This window comes from Stieleria tagensis (assembly GCF_024129865.1).
Taxonomy (GTDB): domain Bacteria; phylum Planctomycetota; class Planctomycetia; order Pirellulales; family Pirellulaceae; genus Stieleria; species Stieleria tagensis.
In genome coordinates this window covers 16,114-38,822 of record NZ_JAMYFE010000012.1, presented here as the reverse complement: position 1 = coordinate 38,822, position 22,709 = coordinate 16,114, and the positions used below count along the sequence as shown (strand labels likewise).

General features: G+C 56.8%; 16 protein-coding genes. 6 read left to right on the top strand and 10 right to left on the bottom strand.

What is annotated here, in order from left to right; all coding sequences use genetic code 11:
• The first annotated feature begins 178 nt into the window (after window positions 1–178).
• Complete coding sequence (locus tag NHH03_RS01460) at window positions 179–1,417, top strand: helicase (RefSeq protein ID WP_253153938.1); 1,239 nt, start codon at window positions 179–181, stop codon at window positions 1,415–1,417.
• 43 nt (window positions 1,418–1,460) lie between these two features.
• On the opposite strand, the gene trpC is transcribed toward NHH03_RS01460, so the two are convergent.
• Window positions 1,461–2,243, bottom strand: coding sequence for an indole-3-glycerol phosphate synthase TrpC (trpC, locus tag NHH03_RS01455; protein WP_253153936.1), 783 nt, complete (start codon window positions 2,241–2,243; stop codon window positions 1,461–1,463).
• Complete coding sequence (purH, locus tag NHH03_RS01450) at window positions 2,243–3,814, bottom strand: bifunctional phosphoribosylaminoimidazolecarboxamide formyltransferase/IMP cyclohydrolase (RefSeq protein WP_253153935.1); 1,572 nt, start codon at window positions 3,812–3,814, stop codon at window positions 2,243–2,245. The genes trpC and purH overlap by 1 nt, the downstream gene beginning before the upstream one ends.
• 240 nt (window positions 3,815–4,054) lie before the next feature.
• On the opposite strand from purH, the gene hisF reads away from it, so the two are divergent.
• The gene (hisF, locus tag NHH03_RS01445) at window positions 4,055–4,822 is read left to right on the top strand and encodes an imidazole glycerol phosphate synthase subunit HisF (protein ID WP_253153934.1); all 768 of its coding nucleotides are present in this window, start codon (window positions 4,055–4,057) and stop codon (window positions 4,820–4,822) included.
• A gap of 6 nt (window positions 4,823–4,828) precedes the next feature.
• Here the strand turns inward: hisF and NHH03_RS01440 are convergent, their stop codons facing one another.
• The 4 genes from NHH03_RS01440 to NHH03_RS01425 all read right to left on the bottom strand — a co-directional run bounded on the left by NHH03_RS01440 (window position 4,829) and on the right by NHH03_RS01425 (window position 7,250).
• Entirely contained in the window at window positions 4,829–5,320 is a 492-nt protein-coding gene (locus tag NHH03_RS01440; RefSeq protein WP_253153933.1) for a DinB family protein, read from the bottom strand.
• A gap of 401 nt (window positions 5,321–5,721) precedes the next feature.
• Window positions 5,722–6,177, bottom strand: a complete 456-nt coding sequence (locus tag NHH03_RS01435) for a CBS domain-containing protein (RefSeq protein WP_253153932.1) — start codon at window positions 6,175–6,177, stop codon at window positions 5,722–5,724.
• On the bottom strand, window positions 6,167–6,688 hold the full coding sequence (locus NHH03_RS01430) for a hypothetical protein (protein WP_253153931.1): 522 nt from the start codon (window positions 6,686–6,688) through the stop codon (window positions 6,167–6,169). Before NHH03_RS01430 ends, NHH03_RS01435 begins: the two co-directional genes overlap by 11 nt.
• Before the next feature lie 178 nt (window positions 6,689–6,866).
• Window positions 6,867–7,250, bottom strand: a complete 384-nt coding sequence (locus NHH03_RS01425) for a group I truncated hemoglobin (RefSeq protein WP_253153930.1) — start codon at window positions 7,248–7,250, stop codon at window positions 6,867–6,869.
• Window positions 7,251–7,489: 239 nt separating this feature from the next.
• On the opposite strand from NHH03_RS01425, the gene NHH03_RS01420 reads away from it, so the two are divergent.
• From NHH03_RS01420 to NHH03_RS01410, 3 genes are all read left to right on the top strand, one after another.
• A complete protein-coding gene (locus NHH03_RS01420) occupies window positions 7,490–8,332 on the top strand; it encodes a phytanoyl-CoA dioxygenase family protein (protein ID WP_253153929.1) in 843 nt (280 codons plus the stop codon).
• Window positions 8,325–9,440 carry a Gfo/Idh/MocA family protein gene (locus NHH03_RS01415; RefSeq protein WP_253153928.1) on the top strand — a complete coding sequence of 372 codons (1,116 nt, stop codon included), beginning with the start codon at window positions 8,325–8,327 and terminating at the stop codon, window positions 9,438–9,440. Before NHH03_RS01420 ends, NHH03_RS01415 begins: the two co-directional genes overlap by 8 nt.
• A gap of 138 nt (window positions 9,441–9,578) precedes the next feature.
• The gene (locus NHH03_RS01410) at window positions 9,579–13,127 is read left to right on the top strand and encodes a PAS domain-containing hybrid sensor histidine kinase/response regulator (RefSeq protein ID WP_253153927.1); all 3,549 of its coding nucleotides are present in this window, start codon (window positions 9,579–9,581) and stop codon (window positions 13,125–13,127) included.
• Window position 13,128: 1 nt separating this feature from the next.
• On the opposite strand, the gene glgC is transcribed toward NHH03_RS01410, so the two are convergent.
• Complete coding sequence (gene glgC / locus NHH03_RS01405) at window positions 13,129–14,400, bottom strand: glucose-1-phosphate adenylyltransferase (RefSeq protein ID WP_253153926.1); 1,272 nt, start codon at window positions 14,398–14,400, stop codon at window positions 13,129–13,131.
• Window positions 14,401–14,671: 271 nt separating this feature from the next.
• On the opposite strand from glgC, the gene NHH03_RS01400 reads away from it, so the two are divergent.
• Window positions 14,672–16,198 (top strand): Do family serine endopeptidase, encoded by a 1,527-nt coding sequence (locus NHH03_RS01400; RefSeq protein WP_253153925.1) that lies wholly within the window; start codon window positions 14,672–14,674, stop codon window positions 16,196–16,198.
• A gap of 234 nt (window positions 16,199–16,432) precedes the next feature.
• On the opposite strand, the gene NHH03_RS01395 is transcribed toward NHH03_RS01400, so the two are convergent.
• From NHH03_RS01395 to NHH03_RS01385, 3 genes are read right to left on the bottom strand one after another with little or no spacing between them, the layout of a single operon-like run.
• Window positions 16,433–17,512: an SGNH/GDSL hydrolase family protein gene (locus NHH03_RS01395; protein ID WP_253153924.1), complete on the bottom strand. Its 1,080-nt coding sequence runs from the start codon at window positions 17,510–17,512 to the stop codon at window positions 16,433–16,435.
• Between the two features lie 24 nt (window positions 17,513–17,536).
• Window positions 17,537–19,018: a DUF1501 domain-containing protein gene (locus NHH03_RS01390; protein ID WP_253153923.1), complete on the bottom strand. Its 1,482-nt coding sequence runs from the start codon at window positions 19,016–19,018 to the stop codon at window positions 17,537–17,539.
• A 12-nt stretch (window positions 19,019–19,030) separates the two neighbouring features.
• Window positions 19,031–22,606, bottom strand: coding sequence for a PSD1 and planctomycete cytochrome C domain-containing protein (locus tag NHH03_RS01385; RefSeq protein ID WP_253153922.1), 3,576 nt, complete (start codon window positions 22,604–22,606; stop codon window positions 19,031–19,033).
• Window positions 22,607–22,709 lie beyond the last annotated feature (103 nt).

The following is a 22,709-nucleotide window of genomic DNA, read 5'->3' as shown; positions in this document are numbered from 1 at the left end:
TCCCCCGGCTTCGTAGACCGGGCAAATCGGCAACGTTTTGGCATTCTTCGCTCGCTAGCTGGCCATCGCAAAGCAACCCAAATGAGGGGCGTGACCGGAGGTGTCCCAACCGCTGCGATCATCAAGACAGCACCGACGGACAGTCCTTTATTGCACACAGGCAAGCCGGGAACGATTGATGATGAAAAATGTACAGCCTCCCTACTACGACGCGTTTTTGAATCGACGCCATTTTACCCCTCAGCGGCTGCCGATGCTGGCCCCCGGCACCGGTGGCGCCTTGGCGGCGATTTTGGCGGTGTGTGATTTACAATCGCGACCCTATCAGCGACACGTCGTCTGTCGCGCGATCGAACTGCTCGGCGGCGTGGCCCGGGACGACCAGGGCCATCACATTGCGCCCCTGGATCGCGTCCTGATCGACAGCCCCCACGGCAGCGGAAAAATGCTGATGGGGTTAACCATCGCCACGTTATTGCAACGCAGCACCGGATGTCGCGTCGGCTGGGCATCGCGCCGCCCCGACCGACGGACCCAAGCCAGCGCCGAAAATCGTGCCCGTGGTTTGGGCGTGCGCCTGCAAACCCTGGCCATTGACGATCGCCAGGAAACGCCTATGGATCTGTTGATCATCGATGCCGTCGAACGAGAAGACGGCGCCGCGATCGAATCGCTGCGCGATCACTACCAGCCACACTGGACGATCGGCCTGTCGACCTCTCCCGGCCGCGGCGATCGCAATCGCTGGCTAGATCACAAACACTGGCCAGCCCAAGGCATGATCCGTTCGCAACCAACCGCAACTCTGATCGAACAGGGCTATCTCAGCCGCTATCGACACCTGACTCTCGATCAGTACACCCCAGCCGAGATCGCCCATTGGTTGATCAACGCCCCCCAGCGATTTGGCAAATCATTGATCTATAGCGACAACCGACGTGATGCCGATTTGTTGTACCTGCTGCTGCGACAGGCTGGCATTCGCTGTCACGTGATGTCGATGGCGGATGATCCTGCTGACCAAGTCCGAGCGGGACAACAACAAGAGTTTGTCGCTGGCCAGGTCGATCATTTGATCAGCCTCTCGCCCCATGTCGATGACCTGGCGTTCCCCGATCTGCAAACCGTGTTCTGCCGCCCAGCCGGCAAACGTTGCACGTTGCAAATGGCCGGACCAGTGCTACGACCCTCCGTTAGAGTGCCGGTCAAACAGATCGTGCAGTGCCGCCAAACGGCTTGCCCGTTTCCCACGATCGCAGCGCCGACCGAACAATTGAGCTTGGATCCGCAACGGACGCTTGTCTCGTCCGACAGCGAAACCCGCCCGGCGAACTCTCCCCAGCGGGCCCTCCTGAATCATTTTCGCAAACCACGCGTCGGTTTTGCGGTGCCGCTAACCCCGTTTCCGATTCGCTAACCAGCCCTCACGCTATCGCACAACGGCTGATGAATCATCCTGTCTAAGATCGCCCCAGCAACGACTTGGTCGCTTGGGTGATATCCGGTTGCCGCATCAACGACTCGCCGACCAGGACCGCTTTGACACCACCGGTGGCCAGCGATTGCAGATCGGCGTGCTGCCGGATCCCGCTTTCACCAACGATCAGCCGGTCGTCGGGGATCGACGGGCACAGGTCCAACGTGTGCTGCAACGAGGTTTGAAACGTTCGCAGATCACGATTATTGACACCAACCAATCGGGTCCCCGTCGCCAGGACGGCGTCCAAGTTCGCAGGATCGAACAATTCAATCAAGGTTTGCATCCCCAGCTCAGCGGCTTGCTCATGCAACCGTTTCAGCTGATCCGCTGTCAAACACTCGGCGATCAACAGCACGCAATCCGCCCCGGCATGGCGGGCCTGCAACAACTGGTATCGATCGACAATGAAATCCTTGCGCAACAGCGGAATGTCTACTGCGGCTCGAACATCACGCAGAAACTGCAACGACCCTTGGAAAAACGGTTCATCAGTCAACACACTGATACACGCAGCCCCACCGGCAACGTAGCACTGGGCAATTTGCACGGGATCAAAATCGTCACGGATCAGTCCGGCCGACGGGCTGGCGCGTTTGACTTCGGCAATCAAGTTGACTTGATCACCGGCAGCCAGCGCGGCATGAAAATCACGACAGGACGGCAGATCCGCTAGTTCGGATTCCAGCCGGTTGGCACTCACTTCAGATTGATCACGAGCGATCGTCTGTCGCGTCTTGATCAGGATTTCATCAAGTATGGTCATCAGTGTTTGAAGTGCCGGCGGCCCGTCAGAATCATCGGGATTTCGTAGTTGTCACAGGCTTCGATGACTTCGTCGTCACGCCGCGATCCGCCCGGTTGGATCACCGCCACGATTCCAGCTTCGGCCGCAGCCTGAATGGAATCGGGAAAGGGGAAAAAGGCGTCCGAAGCCAGGATCGCACCCTTGGCACGATCACCGGCTTTTTCGATCGAGATTTCGACACTATCGACACGACTCATCTGCCCGGCGCCAACGCCGACCAGCGAGGTGTCGGCGGCCAAAACGATGGCGTTGCTTTTCACGTGCCGGACCATTTCCCAACCGAACACAATGTCATCCCACAATTCCTCGTCGACTTTGGTGTCCGTTGCCGTCACCCATTGGGCGCGAGGGCTGGTCATCCGATCGGTTTCTTGGACCAACATGCCGCCGCTGATGAATCGGCGCTGGATCGCCGGTGGCGGATCATCCAAGATTCCGACCTGCATCAACCGGACGTTTTCGCGCCAGCGTGGCCGCGTGGTCAACAACCCGACCGCGCCGGCTTCGAAGTCCGGCGCCACGATCGCTTCGATGAACAATCCTGGTTCGCAGAGTAATTCGGCGGTTGCGACATCAACGGTCTTGTTGAATCCGAGCACCGAACCAAACGCACTCAACGGATCTCCGGCAAGCGCCTTGCGACAGGCATCAACCAATTTTTGGTCAGTCGCGGCACCACAGGGATTGTTGTGCTTGATCACTGAAACCGCCGGTCTGGACATCCCACGAACAATTTCCAATGCCGAATCCAGGTCTAGCAGATTGTTGTAGGAAAGCTCTTTGCCGCTGATCTGGCGGGCCGAGACCAGGTTGGCGCTGCGGACGGTCGGATCGACGTAGAGTGCGGCTCGCTGGTGTGGGTTTTCGCCGTAACGCAATTGTGTTTTTCGCCTCAGGGCCAAGTGCATCGATGCAGGAAATTCGCCGGCCAACGAATCACCACGCATGTAATCTGCGATCGCACGATCGTAGGCGGCGGTGTGATCAAACGCATCGGCGGCCAATTGCTTGCGGAACTCTGGCGTGGTGCCGCCGGTCGAATCGAGTTGTTCCAGCAGTTCACCGTACTGTTCCGGGCTGGTCGCCACCGCCACGTCGTTGTGGTTTTTCGCAGCCGCACGAACCAAGCTGGGGCCACCGATGTCGATCTGTTCGACACATTCTTGGAAACTGACACCCGAGCGGGCAGCCGTCGCAGCAAAGGGGTACAGGTTCACAATCACCAGATCGAACGGGACGATGTCATGTTCGTCGATCGCATCCATGTGGTCCTGGCGATCACGGATCGCCAAAATGCCACCAAAAACCTTTGGATGCAACGTTTTCACACGTCCATCGAGCATTTCTGGAAATCCGGTGTAGTCGGCAACATCCAGAACATCGACACCGGACTGTTCCAGGTGGCGACGGGTCCCACCGGTACTGTAGATGGTCACCCCGGCCCGTTGCAGGCCGGCCGCCAAATCGGCCAGTCCCAGTTTGTCACTGACAGAAATCAGGGCGTTGCGAATCGAAGCGACGTTGGACACGGGTAAAGAGCCTAATGGTGTGGGAAGCAAAAAGAGAAAAACACGCAACTCCGCATCAATTTCTCTGGGCACCGCAATTGCAAATTAAATTCGCGGCGCCGGGTGCGGTCAACCGGACGCGATTGCCGCCAGGGACCGATCGTCGCCCGATTGGGACCTTCGTGACGGCGCCGCGGTGACCTATAACGAGACGATTCCAAGCGTTTTCCCTTGCTATTTCCGCTCTTTGAAAGCGATTCGATGCTAGCTGCCCGAGTGATCCCCTGTTTAGACGTGCACGGCGGACGTGTGGTCAAAGGAACCAACTTTGTCAATTTGCGTGACGCCGGAGACCCGGTTCAGGTCGCCAGTCGCTATGAAGCCGAAGGCGCCGACGAACTCGTTTTCCTGGACATCACCGCCAGTCACGAGAAACGCGACATCATTCTGGACGTCGTTCGCCGCACCGCCGACTGCGTGTTCATGCCGCTAACCGTGGGGGGCGGCGTCCGCACGGTCGAGGACGTTCGCGACTTGTTGAATGCCGGTTGCGACAAGGTGTCGATCAATTCCGCTGCCTGCACCGACCCCGATTTTGTTCGCCGCGCGGCGGATCGTTTTGGCAGCCAATGCATCGTGGTCAACATCGACCCCAAACGCGTGATCAAAGACGGCAAGGAATTCTGGGAAGTGCACATCAATGGTGGTCGCAAACCGACCGGACTGGAAGCGGTCCAGTGGGCTAAAGAAGTGCAACAACTCGGTGCCGGTGAAATCGTGCTGACCAGCATGGACGCCGATGGGACCCGCGACGGATACGACCTGCCCGTCACCGCCGCGGTCAGCCAAGCCGTCTCGATCCCGGTCGTCGCCAGCGGTGGCGCCGGTAACCCCGGCCACCTGGCCGACGCGATCCTGAAAGGGAAAGCGAGCGCGGCGCTGGCGGCAAGCATTTTTCACTTCGGCCAATACAGCATCGCCGAAACCAAACAAGTCATGCGGGACGCCGGAATCCCGGTGCGACTGTAACCCGATTCAGATCACAATCGGTTTGTTTAACATCCGCCGCACCGGAACAAATTGACCGACGTGCATCATCGGGTGTGTCGCGATCAACATGAACACGCCACCGACGTTGGGACAGATCTGTTTCAAATGTTCCGGTGGGTCCTTGTCCAAGTCATCGTCGCTTTGCGCATCGAGCGCCGCTGCCGTGGCCACTTTTAGTTTTTCAAAGTAGGCCAGGTACTCATCCTTGCCAAGGAAATCATTCGGGTCGTCGCTAGATTTGTTCTCGGTGCTGTGCTTTTCGGCAAACCCCTCGGGCAAGTCGATCGAGTAACCCGGTGCGACACCGCTTAGCAGTCCGCCTTCGGCCACGATTAAATGGCCCAGTTGCCAAGCAATCGAGTTGCACCCTTCGGCAGGTCGTTTCAGCAATTCCTCGTCGGTCAAATCGTTGACGTAAGACGTCAACACCATCCGGCTTAAATCATAGGCGTTGCAAATCGCATCTTTCGCGTGCATGGTCAGACTCTGGAAAGGAAGTGGAGATTGCGATCAGTGGCAAAGACATCGATCGGTGCCCTGCTTTTATAACCGGTTCGCAGCAATCGATTGCGCAAACGACCGCAAGAGTGCCGCGCGAATTCAGAATCTTCATCACAGCACGACATGTCAGTTTTGGCGCGGCGATTTCAATCGCAACCCGATGCGTCAGCGAGGGATTGAGCCGGTTGACGAGATCCCTCGCTGACGCATCGGGTTACCAAAAGACAATGCTCCACCCGAATACGCAGCTTCAACGGCGCTGGTGTGGAGGATTTATCCGACTCGGGTGAGGGTCTTCTGCGACGACTAAAGCCGGTCGGATAAATCCTCCACACCAACTTGCGACCGGCTAATTCAATCAACGGCTCGCCCAATCCTTAGCAGATCGCGGCAGCCACATCCCAGGACGACAAAAATCCCAACAGTTGACCGTCTTGTTCGACGACCAAGTGGTGCTGGGATGAAGAACACATCCGCTGAGCCGCTTCGCACAAGGGGACGCCTGGTGTCACACGTTCGACGCCCATGTTCATGATCTCGCAGATCGGATTGTCATCCAATTTGCGATGGGTCAACTCCACGGCCCACAAACAATCTTCGTAGTGCGGAAACCCGCTCCGCAGCGCCGCGTTGGTCTCGCGAATCAAACGCACCAATTCCATCGCTGTCACGATCCCCACACACCGATCCCCATCGACCACCGGCAATGCAGAAACCTGCTGCGCCTCCATCAGTTCCAAAACGATTCCCGTCGGCGTCATTGACTCCACCGTCAAAACAGCGTTGGTCATGGCATCGCCGACAGTCAGTTGTTTGATCGATTCAGCAATCATCGTCGAGCCTTTCGGTTAGAGGGGAGGGGGCGGGGTCGCTGCGACGAATTGGAATCAGCATGCTCACCCGATCAGCCTCCTGCCGTTGATGCACCCCCAAGGACTCAAAATAGATGTCGATTTCGTCCATCATCGAAGACCACGTTTCAAACGGACGGTCCGAGCCGACTAGCTTGCGATACAGGTCCTCCAGACGGTCGAGCAAACAACGGTGATCGGCATCCGTCTGGCGCTTGAATGCCATCACTTCCGGCGATGCCGGCGAATAGAGATGCACCAACTGACGAAGCATTTCGTTTTCGTGGGCGAAGTGCCGCAAAATTTGGTCCCGCAGTTTAGCCAACCGCTCCGCGGTCTCGGCAAAGGCCGCCGACTTTGGTTGTTGGCGATCCTGCAGTTGGACGCTTAACATCCACTCGCGGATCGATTCCAGACAAGAATCCAACCGCCGATCATCAGCCTGCCAATCCTTGAAGGTCTGGCACAACTCAGAAGTCACATCGGTTTTCATGGGTTTTCTCGCGCAGCTTTGCATCGGGCCCCGCTTCACAACCGCTCCGCCTTCACAACGGATTCAGCATCTTCGATTGTAACCGAATGCCGGTCGCAACAGCGAATAAATTCATGATGCAAGAATAGTGCCGAAAACACCGTGTCACTGCGATTCCAAGCAAATTCAGCGGACCCGTTCAACCGCCGATGTTGGAGTCCCCGGTCACCTTGTCTTTGAACATTGCTAATCGCCCCAAGGCGTCATCAATGTCACGCGCCGCAACCTGGTGCTCTTCTAAGACGTCGGCAAAGTGGCCGCAGAATTTTGCGAAATGCTTGGCGGTGATCCCGCGGTCGGCGTGAATTTTGGTCAGTTCGGCACCGGAGTAGTCAGCCGGCCCGTCAAAGGCGGACGCCAAAAAGTGGTACTGCATCTTTTTGACCCGATCCATCGAGGAATCTGCAAAGAACGAAGCCAAATCCGGATCTGCCAACACGCGTTGGTACATCTCTTGAACGTAATTTGCAATCGCCGCTGCGCCACCAAGACGTTCGAACAGAACAGGTGATTTGTCAGTCATCGAAACAACACTCTCGCGGTTAAGGATCATTCGTCCACTGTGTTTTAACACCTGACAATCATCTTGTGACCTTGCCCAACATCGTCACCGACTACTTTTTGCAGACTTCCATTTCGCTCGATCGATGTTTCCTGATCCCTATCCGGCAAGCTTGTAAGATGGCTGTTGCAAAACGCTAAACTGGTGGTTTGCCCCTACACGCATCGATCCCTGTCCAACCTGCGAGCCACCCCATCGCTATGGCCCAGCCGCTTTCCGAAACCGAACTTCAGCAATATGACCAAGATGGCTATGTGTTGCGCAAGGCATTGTTCGACACCGAAGAAATCGACCTGCTGCGGCGATCTGCCAAAGCCGACAAGACCCTGGACGATCATTCCTTTGGTCGTCAAGACGGCGAGGGTCGCACGGTCCGGTTGTCGCTGTGGAACCATCCCGGCCAAGGGATCTACGGTGCCTTTGCCCGCTGCCAGCGGATGGCGGCAACAGCCCAGCAACTGCTGCGAGACGAACCCTACCATTACCATTCAAAAATGATCATGAAGGACGCTCGGGTCGGCGGCGCCTGGGCCTGGCATCAAGACTACGGCTATTGGTATTCCAACGGCGTGCTGACCCCAAATCTGGTCAGCGCCTTCATCGCCGTCGATCCCTCCAATCGCGAAAACGGATGCTTGCAAGTGATTCGCCGGTCGCATCATTGCGGGCGCATCCATCACCAACTGACGGGCGAACAGGCCGGTGCGGATCCCGAACGTGTCGCCGAGATCTTAAAACGTATGGATCTGGAGTACGTCGAAATGGATCCGGGTGATGTCCTGTTCTTTCATTCCAACGTTCTGCACCGCAGCGACAGCAACAACTCCGAACATCCACGCTGGTCGATGATCTGTTGTTACAACGCCAAAAGCAACGATCCCTACAAAGATTCCCACCATCCTCGCTACACGCCACTGGAACAAGTCGGTGACGAGACGATCAAGCAAATCGGTGTTCGGCGATTTGCCGACGACACCGACCAAGCAGATTTTCTCGACCCCCATCACGATGCCAGCGCAAAATCGTTGCAGCAAGATGTCTGATCAAGCCAACGACGTTGACCTGGAATTCCTGCCGGTCATGCCCCAAAACCTGGACATCGGCATCGGTTGCATCGGCAGCGGATTCATCATGTCCGACTGTCATTTGGTGGCCTACCGCGCTGCGGGACTGCAACCGCTGGGCATCGCGTCGCGGCGGATCGAAAACGCATCGGCAGTCGCCCAACGTCATTCGATCGAATCGGTCTATGCGTCCTATCACCAACTGCTGCAAGACCGACGGATCGAGGTCCTGGACATTGCCGTTCCGCCGGACTGCTTGCTGCCAATCCTACGCGACGTCGTCACCCACCCACACATTCGCGGCGTCCTGGCCCAAAAACCGTTGGGCGTGTGTTTGCAAGACGCCCAGCAGATCGTCGACCTGTGCCATCGCGCTGGCATCGTGCTGTGCGTCAATCAAAACATGCGTTACGACCAATCCGTACGAGCCTGTGAACACCTGCTGCGGCGTGGTGATTTGGGTGATCCCGTGCTGGCGACCCTTGAGATGCGAGCGATTCCACATTGGATGCCATGGCAACAGCGCCAGGGTTGGTTGACCTGCCGCATCATGTCGATTCACCATTTGGACACCTTGCGCTTTTGGTTTGGCAATCCCAACCGCGTGTACGCCAGTTTCGCCAAAGACCCGCGAACGGAGTTCGCCCACAGCGACGGCATCGGGTTGTATCTGCTGGAATACGAATCTGGATTGCGATGCATGATTTGCGATGACGTCTGGACCGGTCCGGCACGTGAAGGCGGACAACCAGATCTCGGAATCCACTATCGAATTGAAGGCACGACCGGTTTAGCCAAAGGATCGATCGGCTGGCCGCACTACCCGCAACGCGTCCCCAGCCGGCTCGACTACACCACGATCGCCAGTGGCAACTGGCAGCGACCACGCTGGGATCAAGTCTGGTTTCCCGATGCCTTTCTGGGGCCAATGGCCGAACTGCTGGTGGCCTTGGAACAGGGCCAACAACCGTCGCTGTGTGGCGATGACAATTTGGCAACGATGGCCTTGGTCGATGCATGCTATCTGTCCGCAGCCAATCACCAGTCGGTCGAATTGGACCTGAACAAATACGACCACCGGCAGTGATCATTCAGACGTCAAAGAACCGCTGATCGGTTTGAACGGAAACAAGGTCAACCGGACAGCAAAAAACGCCACACGATGCTGTTTTGCAGTTATGCTTAAATCGTGGGGATCGCATTACTCGATGGCGGTTGAGATGCAATGGCGAACACCGAAACCGAAACGACAACAGACGGATCGTCCCTGCCATCGATCCCAACCAGTCTGCTGGCAAAGTCGAGCGAATGCAGTTGGGTCGGCTCTCCCGACGGCAGGGAATTGGATTGGGTTGATCCCGCTGCATCAGCGGTGTTTCGCCGACCCGCATCGGAATTAATCGACCAACCCGGGCTGCGTCTGGAATTGGTTCACGACGATGACCGCGCCAGCGTCCTGCAACAACTGGACGAATTGCCCACGATCGGGCACGCCGAATATGACTACCGGTTGGCCGGATCCAGCGAATCGCCGATTTGGATCCGCGAAAACGTGACCTATGAAGTCGGTGATTTGGAACAGCCGCGTCTGTTTGGAATCAGCCGAGATATTTCCGAGCAACGTCATCTTGGCCGATCGCTGCGAGATTCCGAGGCGGTCTATCGTTCGCTGGTCGAAAGTTTGCCGCTGTGCGTGCTGCGCAAAGACGCCCGCGGACGACTGCAGTACGCCAACGAATTGGCCTGCGAGGTGATGGGTGTCACTGCCGGTGAAATCATCGACAAAACCGACTTTGACCTGTTCCCGGCCGACCTGGCGAAAAAGTACTTGGCCGATGATCGCCAAGTGATGGAAACAGGCAAATTGCACCACAACGTCGAACGCCACCAAGGCGCCGGCGGCAAGCAAAAACATGTGGAGGTTTGGAAGGCACCGGTCCATGACGCCAGTGGTGCGGTGGTTGGAATTCAAGTGATGTTCTGGGACGTCACCGACCAAAAAAACACCGAACACCAGGTCGAGTACGAAAAATTCTTGCTGTCGATCCTGTTGGACACCGTCCCCGATTCGGTCTACTTCAAAGACCTCGACAGTCGCTTCATTCGTCTCAGCCGCAGCTGCGCCACCAAACTGGGTCTGGAGGATCCACGCGACGCGATCGGCAAATCGGACGCGGACTTTTTTGGTCGCGCCCACGCGCGAGATGCCCTGGCCGACGAACGGCGGATCATCGAAACCGGTGAAATGATCCAAGCCAAGATCGAATACGAAACCTACCTTGATCGCCAACCAACCTGGTGCAGTACGACCAAGGTTCCACTACGAAATCAATCCGGTGAAATTGTTGGGACCTTCGGCATCTCGCGAGACGTGTCCGAACAAAAACTCGCCGAGCAGGAACTGTCGCGAGAACGCGACTTGCTGAAAACAATCATCAACAACGTTCCCGACCTGATCTATGTCAAAGACCGGGCCGGACGCTTCATCACCGCCAATGCGGCGCTGGTCGAACTGCTAGGACTGCAATCGGCGGATGAAATTTTAGGCAAGACAGACTACGATTTTTCGCCAGCTGAGTTAGCGTGCAATTACGTGACGGACGATCAGAACGTGATGCGCACCGGTCAACCCTTGTTCGATCGTGAAGAATCCCACCGTGGCGACGAAGAATCCGCGTTGTGCTTGCTGACCACCAAAGTCCCACTTCGTAGTTCCGATGGCGAAATCATCGGCGTCGTCGGCATCGGTCACGACATCACCGAACGCAAGAAGTTCGAAAAGGAAATGATTGCGGCGACCGAGATCGCCGACAAAGCCAACCGCGCCAAAAGCGACTTCCTGGCAAACATGAGTCACGAAATCCGGACACCGATGAACGCCATCATCGGCATGACCGACTTGGTGCTCGAGACTCGGCTGGATGCCAACCAGCGAAACTTTTTATCGATGGTCCAGGAATCGGGCGAAGCCCTGTTGTCGGTGATCAACGACATCCTTGATTTCTCCAAAATTGAGGCGGGGAAACTGGAGATCGATTGTCAAACCTTCGATCTCCGTGAGAGCTTGGGTGACACGATGAAGACGCTGGGATTGAAAGCCCACTCCAAAGGCTTGGAATTGGCTTTCCGCGTCGACCCAGCCTGTCCACACTATGTCGTCGGTGATTCCGGTCGCATCCGCCAGATCATGATCAACCTGGTCGGTAACGCGGTCAAGTTCACCGAGCGTGGTGAAGTCTTTGTCCAAGTCGAATTGCTGTCACTGACAGACGACGATGTGGGATTGGAAATCTCGGTGCGAGACACCGGCGTCGGGATTCCCGAAGACCGCTGCAAAGCGATTTTCGAAGAATTTGAACAGGCCGACACGTCGGTGACGCGACGATTCGGTGGCACCGGTCTGGGCTTGGCCATTTCGTCGCGACTGGTCGAGTTGATGGACGGATCAATCGCCGTCGAAAGCGAAGTCGGAGAAGGCAGCAAGTTTATCGTTTCGATCCACCTGAAACCTGCTCCCGAAGGCACCGAAACTCTCGCGACCAATGGGACGGTGTTCGTCGGTGGTTCCAAGGTCATGGTGGTCGATGACAACACCACCAATCGAAAGATCTTGCAAGAGATGCTGACCAATTGGGGAATGGTCCCGGTGCTGGCACGATCCGGTGAAGACGCATTGGACTTGCTGCGCAAAGCCGAGGGCGAGGACGAACCCTGCAAATTGATCATCAGCGACGTCCACATGCCCGAGATGAGTGGGTATGAGTTCATCGAACAGGTCCGCGGCGATGCGGGAATCTCGGAAACACCGATCATCATTTTGACCAGTGGCACCCGTGACAACGATCAATCCCTGCAAGATCGATTGGACATCTCCGAACGTTTGCTCAAACCCGTCAAGCAATCTGAATTGTTCGATGCGATCGTCCGCACCCTAGGCGTCACATCACCCGAAGACGACACCTCGTTTGAATTCGATGATCCATCGGAACAGTTGCGGCGCAAATTGAACGTGTTGTTGGCCGAGGACAATGCGATCAACCAAAAACTGGCCATCGGAGTCCTGTCACGCTTCGGGCACCAGGTCACCGTCGCAAATAACGGTGCCGAAGCCGTCCAGGCGGTTGGCGAGGGCGATTTCGACGTGGTGTTGATGGACGTTCAAATGCCCGTCATGGATGGCTTTGCCGCGACAAAAGTGATTCGTAAGAACGAACGTGGCACCGGTCGCCACGTTCCCATCATCGCAATGACGGCGCACGCGATGAAGGGCGATCGGGAACAGTGCCTGGATGCGGGGATGGACGAGTACATCGCCAAACCAATCCGCATTGGTACGTTGAAAGAAAAACTTTCCGCAATTGGCCAACTGAACCTCGATCCATCGGCAGACTCGACAGCGGAACCGGATTCCGATCCGGTCGATGCAGCGACAGGCTTTGAAATCCAACGTGTTCGCGAGATGGTTTCGGGCAACGAAACGCTGTTGCGAGAACTGCTGACGATGTATCTGGATGAAAGTCAAACTTTGTTAAACGAAATCGCGGCAGCCATTCAAGCCGGCGACGGCGGGCGTGTTCGCCGCGCCGGACACACCCTGAGCGGCGCATCACGCAGCGTCGGTGCGACCAGGACGTCGGAGATTGCCCAGCGACTACAACCGACTGCAGACGAGGGTCCGTTTGACGAAGCCCAGCAATGCCTGGATGAACTAAAACAGTCAGTCAGTGATGTCGCCGAAACGCTCCAGGCCTACCTGAAAAACGAATCGCAATAGGCTATCCGCCGGTGATGCGCAGTTCGGGAGTGCCGGAGGCAAAATCCGGCGCGACTTGTTCACCGCGACTGATCACGACCAGCCCGCTCTCTGTGAGCGTGAACCCACGCTGGGCATCGGCGACGGGGTTGAACCCGATTTCCGTTTCGGGCGGAATCGAGACGTCTTTGTCGATGATGACACGCCGAAGCCGACTGTGCCGTCCTACCGTCACGTTGTCGAACAGGATGCTATCTTCCACCGATGCGTAGCTGTTGATCCGCACACCGGGACCGATCACGCTGCGTTCCACGCTGCCGCCACTTAGAATGGCGCCTTGGCAAACCAGCGAATCCAACGCCGCACCACGCCGAGTCGAAACGCCGCCACTGCCAAACACGAACTTGGGCGGTGGCAACATCGGTTGGTAGGCGCGAACCGGCCACTGTTCGTCATACAGATTCAGCTGGGGATCGACGCCAATCAAATCCATCGTGGCCTCGTAATAGGCATCCAGCGTGCCGACGTCCCGCCAATAGGCATCGCGTTTGCGATTCTCATCTAGGAACGGAAAAGCGCAAACGTTGTAGGAGTCGATGGCCCCTGGAATGATGTTTTTCCCAAAGTCATGCGAACTGGTGGTTTGTGTTGCATCGGCACACAATTGTTCGTACAAAAATCTGGCACTAAAGACATAAATTCCCATCGACGCCAAACAAACGTTGGGGTCATCCGGAGTGGGAATCGGACGATCGGGTTTCTCTTGGAACCCGATCACGCGATGGTCCAAATCGGTTTGCATCACGCCAAACTGTCGCGCTTGATCGACGTCGACACGGAGAGCACCGATCGTGACGTCGGCACAACGCCTGCGATGGAAATCGACCATCGGTCCGTAGTTCATTTTGTAGATATGATCACCGGCCAGAACCACCACATCTTCGGGTTGCTCTCGTTCGATGGCATAAATATTCTGGTACACCGCGTCGGCGGTTCCGGAATACCAATTGCCGGCGAGCCGTTGTTGTGGCGGAACCACATCGATGAATTCACCGAGTTCACGACAGAAGTAATTGCGCCAGGCTAAATTGATGTGGCGATCGAGCGACTGCGCTTTGTATTGGGTCAGCACCAATAATCGTCGCATGCCGCTGTTGAGACAATTGCTGAGCACAAAGTCGACGATGCGGTACAGACCGCCAAATGGCACTGCGGGTTTCGCCCGATCTCGTGTCAAGGGTTCCAAGCGAGAGCCACGGCCGCCAGCTAAAATCACCGTCAAAGTGTCACGCATGCGAGTGTCCCGTTCCAAGTCCTTTTCAGACAGCCATACGTAGTAACTTAACAGAATTGACTACCTGCCGTGGGCGGTAATCTGCACCACTGTGCGTCGAAATCAGGAATGTTCGTTGAAAATCAACTGCGGCGGCAGAAATGGTCTGCGGTTTGCCACTTTGCTTAAAATGAACAGGATACGTCGCCAATGCTGACAATCTGACACTTCAAGCGGTGCTTTCCTTCCACTGCCATTGAAAATTCTTCATCCATTAGGGAGTCCCCTCCAGATGCCAACGACATGGAAACAGATCAGCGGGGCCTTGGGAGCAATGATCCTGGGGTCACTGGTCACCGGAGTCGTGTTGACCTCGCCGGTCTTTTTACGCAACGATCCGGTCGCCCAAGACCCACTCGCTCAAGACGCTCTCCTGCAAGCTCCCGCCGCGACGGGTAGTTACGGGAATCCGCGACCGCTGGACGGGCAAAATCTGGCGGCGGCGAAAGACCTGTCGACCGCGTTCCGCAATGTCGCCAATCTGATGCGTCCGAGCGTCGTCAGCATCAACACCACTCAAACCCAAACGATTCGCGGTCGTGGGGCGCCTCGCGGTTTGCCACCGGGACTAGAAGATCTGTTTGGCGTTCCTCGCAGTATCCCGCAACAGCGTGAATCAACCGGTATGGGAAGCGGTGTGATCGTCCGCACCGATGGCTATATCTTGACCAATAACCATGTCGTTGCCGAAGCCGACGTGTTGGAAGTCGAATTCAGTGACGGCACCAAGGCAACCGGCGAGATCATCGGCACCGACCCGCAAACAGACTTGGCGGTGATTAAGGTGGATCGCGAAGATCTCAATGCGGTCCCGCTGGGCAATTCCGACGCCATCCAAGTCGGTGACTGGGTGGTCGCAATCGGCAGCCCCTTTGGATTGGATCAAACCGTGACGGCCGGCATCATCAGCGGCAAAAACCGGGTCCGCGGCATCATCGGCGATGGCGCCGGATTCGAAGATTTCCTGCAGACCGACGCAGCGATCAACCCCGGAAACTCCGGCGGACCGCTGGTGAATCTGAATGGCGAATTGGTCGGCATCAACACCGCCATCATGTCGCGCAGTGGTTCTAGTGCCGGCATCGGTTTTGCCATCCCGGTCTCACTGGCCGCGCCGGTACTAAAATCCATCATCGAAAACGGCGCGGTCCGCCGCGGATTCCTGGGCGCCAGTTTGGCGCCGGTCAATCAGGAAACGATCGAAGGGTTCGGATTGAAAGTCCGGCAGGGCGTGATGATCGAATCCGTTCTCGATCGTATGCCAGCGTCGGCTGCCGGGATCGAACCAGGTGACGTCGTGATCGCGATCGACGGGCGTCCGATGAAGACCCAGTCGCAAATGCGAAACTATGTCGCCAGTCGACCGCCAGGGGCAACGATGCTGTTGGACATCAACCGCAAAGGCGTGGCCAGCCAAATTCGTGTGGACCTGAAAGAACGCACCGCCGAGGTGATGGCGCAGTTCGGTTCGGGCGAAGTGATGGGGGCTGAAATGGTGCCTGTCACACCCGCGACGGCACAAAAGTACGGCTACCAGAACCTGGACAGCGGTCTGATCATCACGGGCATCAAAGACGACAGCATCGCCGCTCGCGACGGGCTGAAGGTCGGTGACGTGATCGAATCCGCCGGTGGGCTGACACTCAGCTCAGCACGTCAACTGGAAGGCATCTTGGAACTCTCCAAGCGTGAGCGACAACCGGTTCAAGTCAGTATTCGCCGCGGCAATCGGCGGATGCTGATGGTGGTCCGCAACTAAGCGCGGAACACGCTGAAGCGTGAACTTTAACGGTGGCTGAAGCGTCGTGGATCGATCACCGCGCTTTCTTGATGCTGTGATATGGATTCAGCGGTCCTTTGCCACCCCAGGGCGATTCCCGCACCGCCGTCGAATCCCATTCGACGGCGGTTGAGACCACCGTCATTCGCGCCAGTGTGTAACGCCAAAAAACGAATCGTCTATCTTCAGCCTTGTGAGCTCTGCTGTCAAGATTTACTGCTCGCGCTGCGCGGATGCCTGCTCGATCGCCTCTGCTGCCACTTGACCGGCAATTTGTTCGGCGACGTATTGCCGACCGGCTAGCGTCAAATGGATATGGTCGTCAATAAACAGCGGCAGCTTGTCGACTTGATCGATCTGTGCGGCCAAATCGATCAGCCCCGAATCGGTCTCCGCGGCCACCTCGCGGACCACCGCGTTGTAGCTCTGGTGCAGCGGAATCAGCTGCGACGCATCTGCAACTTCGCCGGAGGTCAGCAGGTATTCTGGGATCGACAGATCCATCGCGTGCGGCGCCGTCAGAAACACCGTCTCGCTTCCGATTGCGTCACATTGATCGGCGATCGCGATCAAGTTTTCACGATAGTCCTGCAAACTGACTCGCACCGGCACGGATCCGCCGGCCCTCCAACCCCGCGTCAACATCTCAGCAAGCTGCACCGACCGCAGACCACCCAGCAGTGTGTCGATCGAACTCGGCGAAGCACCGGTTTGATCTTTGTCCTCCAATCCGCGAGAAAGCCAGTGGTCGTTCCAGCCGAAATACACGGTCACCACATCCGGTTGCCAGCGGGGAACTCGTGTTCGCATCAAGGTCAGTCCCTGATACGACGTGTATCCAATCACGCCTGCATTGATCACTTCGATGCGATCGTTCTCCAATCGCTCGCGCAGCAATGACTGGGTGATTTCCGGATACGATTGCGGGCCAAAATGGGTGCATGAATCGCCCAGGCAAACGATTCGAAAAACATCCTCGGGTTTGACCTGCGAAAACTCGGGTCCATAGAAGCCCATGGAATTGTGCCCCACCACGCCGGGACGAGGCGTCCAAAACAGTTCACGGTCGCGGCGTAGAAAGGGTTCCGGAGCATTGTTGTTGTAGTCGTCGATCGGGAACGTGAACTGCATCTGCTGGACGTCGGAAACCACTTGGAATCCGGACACCCTTAGCAGGCCTTCGACGACCACAAAAAACAGCACCCCCGTGAGCACTGCAAACGTCAGCTTACGTCCCCAAGACAATTTCGGGCGAGCGTTTGGCGGTGCGGCCGCCTTGGACTTTCGTTCCATCCGCCTGCCCCTCTCTCTCTCTGACTAGGTCAACAGTTCCGGCACCACGCTGCCGCCTTCGACACCGGTCAAACGTTGATCCAGACCTTTGAATGCATAGGTGAATCGGTTGGCATCGATTCCCATCAGGTGCAAGATCGTGGCGTTCAAATCACGGATATGAACTGGGTTTTCGGTGATATTGTAACTGAACTCATCGGTTGCACCGTGCACAACTCCGCCGCGCACACCGGCCCCGGCCAACCAAACCGTGAAACATTTGGGATGGTGGTCGCGCCCATAGGTCGTCTTGCTTAGCTTGCCCTGGCAATACATGGTGCGTCCGAATTCACCGCCCCATACGACGAGCGTGTCGTCCATCATGCCGCGTTGCCGCAAATCGGTCAGCAAAGCCGAACTGGGTTGATCAACGTCTTTACATTGGTTGGGCAGATCCTTGGGCAGATTGCCATGTTGATCCCAGCCGCGGTGAAAAATTTGTGTGAACCGGACACCGCGTTCGGCCATCCGCCGCGCCATCAGACAACAATTGGCAAACGTCCCCGGCGTGGTCACGTCGGGTCCGTACAGGTCCAAAATGTATTGGGGTTCGTCATTGATGTTGGCCAGATCGGGAACGCTGGTCTGCATCCGAAACGCCATTTCGTACTGCGCGATTCGGGCTTGGGTTTCCGGGTCACCCACCGAGCGGGCGGTCACCTGATTGAGTTTCGCCAGCGAGTTGAGCATCTCACGCCGGACCGTGGGATCGACACCTTTGGGATTCGACAGATACAGCACCGGATCACCGCTACTGCGCAGCGCAACGCCCTGGTATTTGCTGGGCAAAAAACCGCTGCCCCATAATCGGTTGTATAACGCTTGAGCCTCTTTGCGGCCGGTCCAAGACGCCGTCATCACTAAAAACGCCGGCAGGTTTTCATTCTCGGTGCCCAGCCCGTAACTCAGCCACGACCCCAGGCTGGCTTTGCCCGGCAGTTGATCGCCGGTGCAGATGTAAGTGATCGCCGGGTCATGATTGATCGCTTCGGTGTGCATGGATTTGACCAACGCGATCTCATCGACATGCTTGGACGTATGCGGCAGCAATTCGCTAACCATCGTTCCGCTTTGTCCCTGCGGCGCGAACTTGTAGATGCTGGGTGCGATCGGAAATCGAGACTGGCCGCTGGTCATGGTGGTCAATCGCTGACCTTGGCGAATCGATTCGGGCAGATCTTTGTCGTACCAATCCGCCATCGCCGGCTTGTGATCCCACATGTCCATTTGGCTGGGAGCCCCAGACATGAACAGGTAGATCGCCCGTTTGGCTTGGGGCGGGTGATGCGGCAGACTTCCCAGCCCGTTTGCCGTGGCGGCAGTCGCCGGCGATTGCTCCGTGGCCGATGCCGGTGCGGCACCAACCCGTGAATCCAAGGACGCGAGTGCGGCGGCGCCTAGACCGGCCGCCGACTGAGCGAACAGGGAACGCCGCGTGATACCGTTTGCAATTTCGTTGAAGTTCATTTGGGCGGTCTCCTAGTTATTGACCAATTCGTCCAAGTTCAGCAGCGTGCTGGCAATCATCATCCACGCGGCGTGCTGGACCGGCGAAATCTGTTCGGGTTGGTTGTCGTCGACCGCCAGCAATTGCGCGGCCGCCTGCGGTTGATCGGTGTAGTGATTCAACAGGATTTTGTGCAGCGAAACCAATTCAGCGACCTCCGTCTCAGTGGGCCGCCGCGCCGTTACGGTTTCAAACAGCCACGCAATCTTGTCGGCTGGTTCGTCCAATTCACATTCAACCAAGGCTCGAATCGCAAGGTGTTTTGCGGATTCCAAGTACTGGGTTTCATTCATCAACAGCAATGCCTGCAGCGGCGTGTTGGTGCGTTCACGCCGCGCCGTACAGGATTCTCGGCTGGGCGCATCAAAGGTCGACATCTGCGGCGGCGCGCTGGTGCGTTTCCAAAAGATATAGACGCTGCGACGCAATTGTTTTTCCGGCTCGGGGTCGGCTTTGAAATTCGCCGTGTTGCTGCGGGTGTACCCGACCGCATACCACAGCCCCGCCGGTTGCGGCGGTTTCACACTCGGGCCGCCGGATCGTTCATTCAGTAGTCCGGCCAATGCCAGCGCTTGGTCACGCAGTACCTCGGCATCAAGTCGGTGACGCGGTCCTCGAGCTAAAAAGCGGTTTCCCGGATCAAGCTGCAAATCGTGCGTTCGGACCAGTGGATCACGGCGATAGGCCTCGCTGGTCACCATTTGTTTGATCAGCCGTTTCACGTTCCAACCGTTCGTACGAAAATCCTCGGCTAGCCAATCCAACAATTTAGGATGGCTGGGCGGCTCGCCTTGGCTGCCAAAGTCTTCGCTGGATTTGACCAAACCGACACCTAAAATGGATTGCCAGAAACGATTGACGGCGACTCGCGCGGTCAGTGGATGATCGGGAGCGGTCAGCCATTTGGCCAATCCCATTCGATCGTGCGGCAATCCTTCGGGAATCGGCGGCAAGAAGGCTGGCACGTCACGCGGCACGGTTTCACCGGGTTGGTCATACTGGCCACGGATCAACACCTTGGCTTCGCGCGGCGGCTGGACTTCTTTCCAGACCAGTGTCGTTGGAATCTCCGCTTCCAGCTTTTGTTTGGCCGCCTCGGCGCCGCGAACCATGTCCTGCAGCGCTTGCCAATCCGGATGAGCGCAGACGACTTGGCGATAGTAGGCTCGCAGCGACGCGGACTGGGCGTCGGATCGCTCGGCCACTGCACGGCCAGCCAACTGAACGATCGTTTCCGGCAATGCGATGGCGGGCGAACGAAACGCATAGGTGAAATGCGCCGGCCGACTCTGCGACACGGCTTTGATGTACAGATCGTTGTCGCCTTTCTTCAGTTCCAATTTGTAGGTCTGACTGAGCGGTTGCAGCGGCCCAACGACTTTGGACTGTGCGACTCGTTTCTTGTTCAGAAAAACAACATGGCCGTCGCTGGTGCCAAGCAACAAATCCACCGTTTGCTTTTTCGGTGACTTCAGCGTTTGGTGCAACAAATTCACAACCGCACTTTCGCCGACCAATGGTAACTCATGAACGTCAACAGGGGTCCAATCGCCGCGCGACTGCCATGGATAGCTCTGGTCTTCATAGGTGAACGTTTCATCCGCTTTGAAATCCGCTTCCTGGGACGCGAAACTTCGTGAATATCCCGCATTGGAACTTTCTACCGGGAAAGGACCAACCGAATGAATTTCACTGACCGCGATCTGGTCCTTGGTCGGAATCATCGGCGGCGCCTCGGTCAAGCGAAATCGCATCGCATAAAATTGATGTTTGGCGTACACGCTTTGGAATTCCAAACGGACTCGAATCTGGTCGTCCCCGTGTTCGATTCGCTGCGCCAATTCCGGCACTTGAAACCATGCCTTGCGGCCACCGGTTTGTTCGTGACCGGCGATCGCCCACCCACTGGATCCATCACGCTGTTGGTCAATCGCAAACGAAACCGCAAAGTCTCCGTTGCTCTGTTCGATGTCGGCCAGGGCCAGCGTGATCGCCAGCGGTTGCCACTTGGACGTTGATTCGGAATCGGCCGTGTCGGGGCTAGTTCGTGTTTCGATTGTGATCTCGGTCAGCACCGCATTGCCATTGGGCGACACCCCGGCACGATCGGTTTTTGGATCCGCCAACACATCTAATTCAAGCGTCTGCCAGGTGCCGCCGGCCAACGATTGTGGCAAGGGTGCCTGGACAGTCAGCGTGTCTTTGTTGGCAACCTTGTCAGCGGATCGAACACTGTTGTCCGCTTCGATCACGTACTCCGCATCAGCCGCTGAATGTGCGCTCTCTGGCGCCAGCACTTGGGTGTTGTCGCCCGAAGGTTTGGATTGGTCGGCAACCAACGATTCTTCCCATGCCCGTTGCGCTTCGTCGACTGATTCGATCGGCTGTTTCATTTCTTCATTCAGCGTCGCGATCTGCTGATCGAAACTGGCAAGCTGTTGGACTTGCTCGCTATCCGGCACTGAAATGACCGGCGCGGGGTCTTTGCGGTTTTCATCCAATGCCCGGCCATCGAGGCTGTTGAAGAACGCGAACAGCGAGTAGTACTCTTTTTGCGAAATCGGATCGAACTTGTGATCGTGACACACCGCACACTGCGTGGTCAGCCCCATAAAGATCGTGCCGAATGCATCGGTCCGATCGATCACATTGCGGGCGAACACCTCTTCGTAGATCGAACCGCCTTCGCTGGTCGTGACATTCAGCCGGTTGAATCCGCTGGCAATTTTTTGAGCTCGCGTTGCATCAGGGATTAAATCCCCGGCCAATTGCTCCACCAGAAATTGGTCAAACGGCATGTTGCGATTGATCGCATCGATGACCCAATCGCGGTACGGCCACATCTCTCGGTAGTTGTCCAAATGCAATCCGTGTGTGTCCGCATAACGCACCAAATCCAACCAGTAACGTCCCTGGTGTTGACCAAAGGCCGGCGAAGCCAGCAGTTCGTCGACTAGTTTTTCATAGTCCAATTCGCCTTCCTGGACGCGACGAATTTGTTCACGTGTGGGCGGCAACCCGGTCAGATCCAAACAAACCCGGCGTAACAGGGTGGTGTCACTCGCTGATTCGTTCGCAGTGAGTCCCTTAGCTTGGATCGCCGCATCGATGAAATAATCGATCGGGTCCGCAGCTCCGGCCGGCAATTCAATCTGATCCACCGGCTCGAACGCCCAGTGCTGTTGAAACGCGCCGCCCGATTTCACCCATCGCTTGAGGATCTGTTTTTGCGAATCCGACAAAGGCTTATTGAAATCCTTTGGCGGCATCAATTCATCGGCATCCGACGCGTGGACCCGCAATAGGATGGCGCTTTCGTCCAGATCGTCGACATCGATCACCGCTGCGATCCCGTCGGCTGTATCCAATCGTAAATCCGCATGACGATCGTGTTCGTCCGGTCCGTGACAGGCGAAACAATGATCTGAAAGAATCGGCCGCACATCGGCGGAGAAATCAGGAACGGATTCGCTGGGGGATTCTCCCCGCAGCGGATTCGATACAGCGACGATCACCGCCAGGGCGGCAAAGTACAAACGGAATTTCATCAACGAGCTTTCAGGCGGGAAGGAAAACGGTGGGCGCTTCATCATAGTTTAGCCTAAATCATCGGGGCTACGCCGGAAACGTGAACTGCCGGAGGGCCGCCAG